This is a genomic window from Nocardia tenerifensis NBRC 101015, assembly GCF_000308715.1.
Taxonomy (GTDB): domain Bacteria; phylum Actinomycetota; class Actinomycetes; order Mycobacteriales; family Mycobacteriaceae; genus Nocardia; species Nocardia tenerifensis.
Genome location: NZ_BAGH01000449.1, coordinates 1 through 940 on the forward strand (window position 1 = coordinate 1; position 940 = coordinate 940).

Genomic DNA, 940 nt, shown 5'->3' on the forward strand with positions numbered 1-940 from the left:
GCCGAGGGACCGACGTAGTCTCCTTCTTGGACAACACGATCGGGCCGGTCACCGACTACGACCGGCGCCGGGGCGCCTCGCTGATCCAGACGTTGGAGGCGTACTTCGCCACCGGCCGCAGCCTGAGCAACAGCGCCAAACGCCTGCACATCCATGTCAATACGATGACCCAGCGGCTGGAGCGGATCACCGGGCTGCTCGGCGAGGGCTGGCAGGAGCCCGACCGGGAGCTGGAGGTGCAACTCGCGCTGCGACTGCATCGCCTGCGCGAGTCGGCCGTGTTCCCGCCGAACCTCTGATACCCCAGCTACTTTCGGCGTCGCGAGTGGTCAGGCCGTTGGCTGCGGCAACGCGCGACGGGCATAGGCGCGGACATCGGCGTCCACATCGTCGATCGCCGACTCCAAGGCCGCGATCGCGTCCGCTCGGCCCGGCCAGCAGGTGAGCGAGAGCACCGCCGCCTTGCGCACGTCCAGGTGTGTATCGCGCAGGGCCTCGGCCAGTTTCGGTACCGCGGCATCCGGATTCGCACCAGCCAGTCCCTTCGCCGCGCCGACGCGCACCTGCCAGGCCGAATGTCGCAGCGCGACAAACAGTTCGGCGATATCCGTCGGCTCCGCCCCGAGCACGGCGAAGGCGGCGAGCGCGGCGGCGCGGACGAGCGGATCATGATCCCCAGCGAGGGTGCGGATCACCTCCGCGCCCCCGCCGCCGATGGCTGCGAGCCCCTGCGCCACGGCGATGCGCACTTCGCGGATGTCGTCGCCCGCGAGGGCCGAGACCGCCTGCCGGTCATCGAGCGAGACCAGCGCGCGGACCGCCTCGATCCGCACGCGATGATCCGAATCCGTCAACGCCGCACGGTATTGCGCGGCGGAGCCGGCCCGCAGCGCGCGCAGCAGGTCGATCACCGTGGCGCGCACGACGGGATCGGGCGAGC

At 70.9% G+C, this 940-nt stretch carries 2 protein-coding genes; one reads left to right on the plus strand and one right to left on the minus strand.

The features are described 5' to 3' along the window. A partial coding sequence (locus ON39_RS33900; RefSeq protein ID WP_040740335.1) for a PucR family transcriptional regulator occupies positions 1 to 299 on the plus strand: 299 nt, incomplete at its 5' end. Between the two features lie 30 nt (positions 300 to 329). Here ON39_RS33900 and ON39_RS33905 read toward each other — a convergent pair. Next, positions 330 to 940, minus strand: a 611-nt coding sequence (locus ON39_RS33905) for a HEAT repeat domain-containing protein (protein WP_174412601.1), incomplete at its 5' end; no start/stop codon positions are given.